Source organism: Methylobacterium sp. WL103 (genome assembly GCF_008039885.1).
Classification (GTDB): Bacteria; Pseudomonadota; Alphaproteobacteria; order Rhizobiales; family Beijerinckiaceae; genus Methylobacterium; species Methylobacterium cerastii.
Genome location: NZ_VRUX01000529.1, coordinates 1 through 2,930 on the forward strand (window position 1 = coordinate 1; position 2,930 = coordinate 2,930).

At 71.8% G+C, this 2,930-nt stretch carries 4 protein-coding genes and 1 pseudogene; 3 read left to right on the forward strand and 2 right to left on the reverse strand.

Annotation, left to right across the window (positions count from 1 at the left end; genetic code table 11):
* From FV222_RS21790 to moaD, 3 genes are all read left to right on the forward strand, one after another.
* Positions 1–539 (forward strand): helix-hairpin-helix domain-containing protein (locus tag FV222_RS21790; protein WP_246685593.1); only part of this gene is annotated, 539 nt, incomplete at its 5' end.
* A 95-nt stretch (positions 540–634) separates the two neighbouring features.
* Positions 635–1,234, forward strand: a complete 600-nt coding sequence (gene pgsA, locus FV222_RS21795; RefSeq protein ID WP_147753593.1) for a CDP-diacylglycerol--glycerol-3-phosphate 3-phosphatidyltransferase — start codon at positions 635–637, stop codon at positions 1,232–1,234.
* A gap of 97 nt (positions 1,235–1,331) precedes the next feature.
* A complete protein-coding gene (moaD, locus tag FV222_RS21800; RefSeq protein ID WP_147764023.1) occupies positions 1,332–1,583 on the forward strand; it encodes a molybdopterin converting factor subunit 1 in 252 nt (83 codons plus the stop codon).
* On the opposite strand, the gene FV222_RS21805 is transcribed toward moaD, so the two are convergent.
* Together FV222_RS21805 and FV222_RS31440 are read right to left on the reverse strand one after the other, a co-directional pair.
* A complete protein-coding gene (locus FV222_RS21805; protein ID WP_281406905.1) occupies positions 1,580–2,764 on the reverse strand; it encodes a multidrug effflux MFS transporter in 1,185 nt (394 codons plus the stop codon). The genes moaD and FV222_RS21805 overlap by 4 nt on opposite strands.
* A gap of 48 nt (positions 2,765–2,812) precedes the next feature.
* Positions 2,813–2,930: pseudogene (locus FV222_RS31440) on the reverse strand (cytidylate kinase); the annotation flags it as partial.

A 2,930-nucleotide genomic window follows, 5' to 3' on the forward strand; every position in this document is an offset into this window, starting at 1 on the left:
CCCCCGCGCAGGCCGCGGTCGCGGCGAGCGAGAGCGGCGCGCCGGAGCCGGCGCCCGAACCGCCCGAAGAGGCCGACGCGTTCCCCGCTTGGCCCGACCTCGTGCTCGTCGACGGCGGCAAGGGCCAGCTCGACGCCGCGCGAAAGGCCCTGGAGGAGATCGGAGTCGCCGACGTGGCGCTGGTCGGTATCGCCAAGGGGCGCGACCGCGACGCCGGCCGCGAGACCTTCTTCGTACCGGGCCGCCCGCCGTTCAAGCTGCCGCCGCGCGACCCGACCCTCTACTTCGTGCAGCGCCTGCGCGACGAGGCGCATCGCTTCGCCATCGGGACCCACCGGGCCAAGCGCAAGCGGGAGCTGGTGCGCAACCCGCTCGACGAGATCGCGGGCATCGGGCCGAGCCGCAAGCGCGCGCTCCTGCACCAGTTCGGCACCGTGAAGGCGATCGAGCGGGCGGCCTACGAGGACCTCGCCAAGACGCCCGGCGTCAACGCCGCTACCGCGCGCGCCGTCTACGACTTCTTCCATGCGGGGGGCTGAGGCATGAGCGGAGCGGGAGGCTGAGAATGAGCGATCGCATCGGGGATTCGTCGGAACGGTTGACGCTCGCGCAGGCGCATGATTTCACCGGCGCGATGAACGCCGTCCTCCCCCGACGCCGGTCGCAGGCTTGGACGCTCGCGAACTGCCTGACCTACGGCCGCCTGGTCGCCGTCCCGGTGATGGTCGCGCTGCTGTTCTGGCCGGACTCGACCGCGATGCGCTTCACAGCCTTCGCGGTCTTCGTGCTCGCAGCGATCACCGACTACCTCGACGGCTACGTCGCCCGCGCCTACGCGCAGAGTTCGGCGCTCGGGCGCATGCTCGATCCGATCGCCGACAAGCTGCTGGTGGCCGCCTGCCTGCTGATGCTGGTGGCCGACCGCACCATCGTCGGCTCCTCCGTCTGGGCAGCGATCGTGATCCTGTGCCGCGAGGTGCTGGTCTCCGGGCTTCGCGAATACCTCGCCGAGCTGAAGGTTGGCGTGCCGGTGAGCAAGGTCGCCAAGTGGAAGACCACGGTGCAGCTCGTGGCTTTGGGTTTCCTTGTCGCGGGACCGGCGGGCGAGACGATCCTGCCCGGCACCGAGCGGATCGGCCTCGTCCTGCTCTGGCTCGCCGCCGCCCTGACGCTCTGGACCGGCTGGGACTACATGCGCGCGGGCATCAAGCACGTCATCGACGATCCGCGATAAGATCCCCAAATAAGTTGCTAGTCCCTTCTCCCAGGGGGAGAGGGGGTAGCTCGGCGCCCGTCCCGCTGGGGCCGGCGTCGGACCAGGAAACCGAACCATGAAGCTCGTCTATTTCGCCTGGGTCCGCGAGCGCGTCGGGCGCCCCGAGGAGACCGTGACGCCGCCGGCCGAGGTGGCGACGGTGGGGGACCTCATCGGCTGGCTGAAGGGGCGCGGCGAGGAATATGCCTACGCCTTCGAGAAGGACGGCGTGGTCCGCGCCGCGATCGACAAGGTGCACGCTAAGCCCGACGCCTCGATCGCGGGCGCCCGGGAGATCGCGTTCTTCCCGCCGATGACCGGCGGTTAGGCTCGCCGCAGGGCCAGGGACGCGATTAGCGCCGCGCCGAGCAGCGTCGCCGCCACCGGCGTCGCCGAGGCGTCGTGCCAGGCGGCGACGACCAGGGTGAAGCCGGCACCGAAGGCCATCTGCAGGAAGCCGTAGAGGCTGGAGGCGGAGCCGGCCGCATGCGGGTCGACGTTCATCAGCCCGGCGACCGCGTTGGGGCCGAGCAGCCCGACGCCGACCGCGTACAGCACGAGCGGCGCGATCAGGCTCGTCACCGAGAGCCCGCCCGCCTGGTCGATCGCGAGCAGCGAGGCGGCGCCCGCGAGGCACAGACAGTTCCCGCTGCGGGCTGCCCGCAGGATCGGGACGCGGCCGGCGAGCCGGCTCGCCAGGGTCGCGCCTGCGACCATGCCGAACACCACGATCAGGCAATCGAGCCCGACCTCCTGCGTCGAGCGCCCGAGGCGATCGACCAGGAGGAACGGCGCCACCGCCAGGAAGGCGTAGAGGCTGGTCCCAGCACACGACCCGGCCATGACGTAGGCGCGGAAGGTCGGGTTCCGCAGCAGCCGAAGATAGCCGGCGGCCATCGCCCCGATTCCCGGCAGTGGCGTCTTGTGGCGGTTGGTCTCGGGCAGCAGCACGAGGACGAGGATGCCGAGCACCGCGACGAGGGCGGCGAGCGCGACGAACACCGCCCGCCAGCCGAAGGCATCCGAGATCAAGCCGCCCAGGCCCGGGGCCAGGGCCGGCGTCAGCGTCATCGCGAGCGTCAGGATCGCGAGCTTGCGCGTGGCGTCGGCGCTGGTCGAGACGTCGCGCACCATCGCCCGGCCGATCACCAGCGACCCGCAGGCCCCGAGCGATTGCAGGATGCGCGCGACGACGAGGACGCCGATGCTTTGCGCCGGGATCGCAAGGAGCAGCCCGAGCAGGTAGAGCGACAGGCCGCCGAGCAGCACCGGCCGGCGGCCGAACCGGTCGGAGAGCGGTCCGTAAACGAGCTGCCCGCCCGCGAGCCCGACGAGGTAGAGGGTGATGGTCAGCTGTGCCGCCGCCGGCGTCGTCCCGAGGTCGGCTGCCGCCGCCACAAGCGTCGGCACGAAGACGTGCAGGGCCACGGTCCCGGTCATCGTCACCGCGACGAGGAGCGGCAGCGGGGCCTTCTTCTCAGGGGGCGATGGGGGCCGTCGATCGCGCAAAGGCGAGCGTCCCCGGTCGCGGCGTTTCCCGACGCCTGGGTCAGGCCGTTACTGCGAGCGGGCCCGGTCGACCACGGCGCGGGCCGCGGCGAAGGCCTCGTCGGCGTCGAGATGGGTGGTGTCGAGCCGCACCGCGTCGTCGGCCGCCTTGAGCGGGGCCGTGCTC

Coding starts and splice junctions, on each gene's coding strand:
- moaD (WP_147764023.1), top strand. CDS start 1,332: ATGAAGCTCGTCTATTTCGCCTGGGTCCGCGAGCGCGTCGGGCGCCCC.
- pgsA (WP_147753593.1), top strand. CDS start 635: ATGAACGCCGTCCTCCCCCGACGCCGGTCGCAGGCTTGGACGCTCGCG.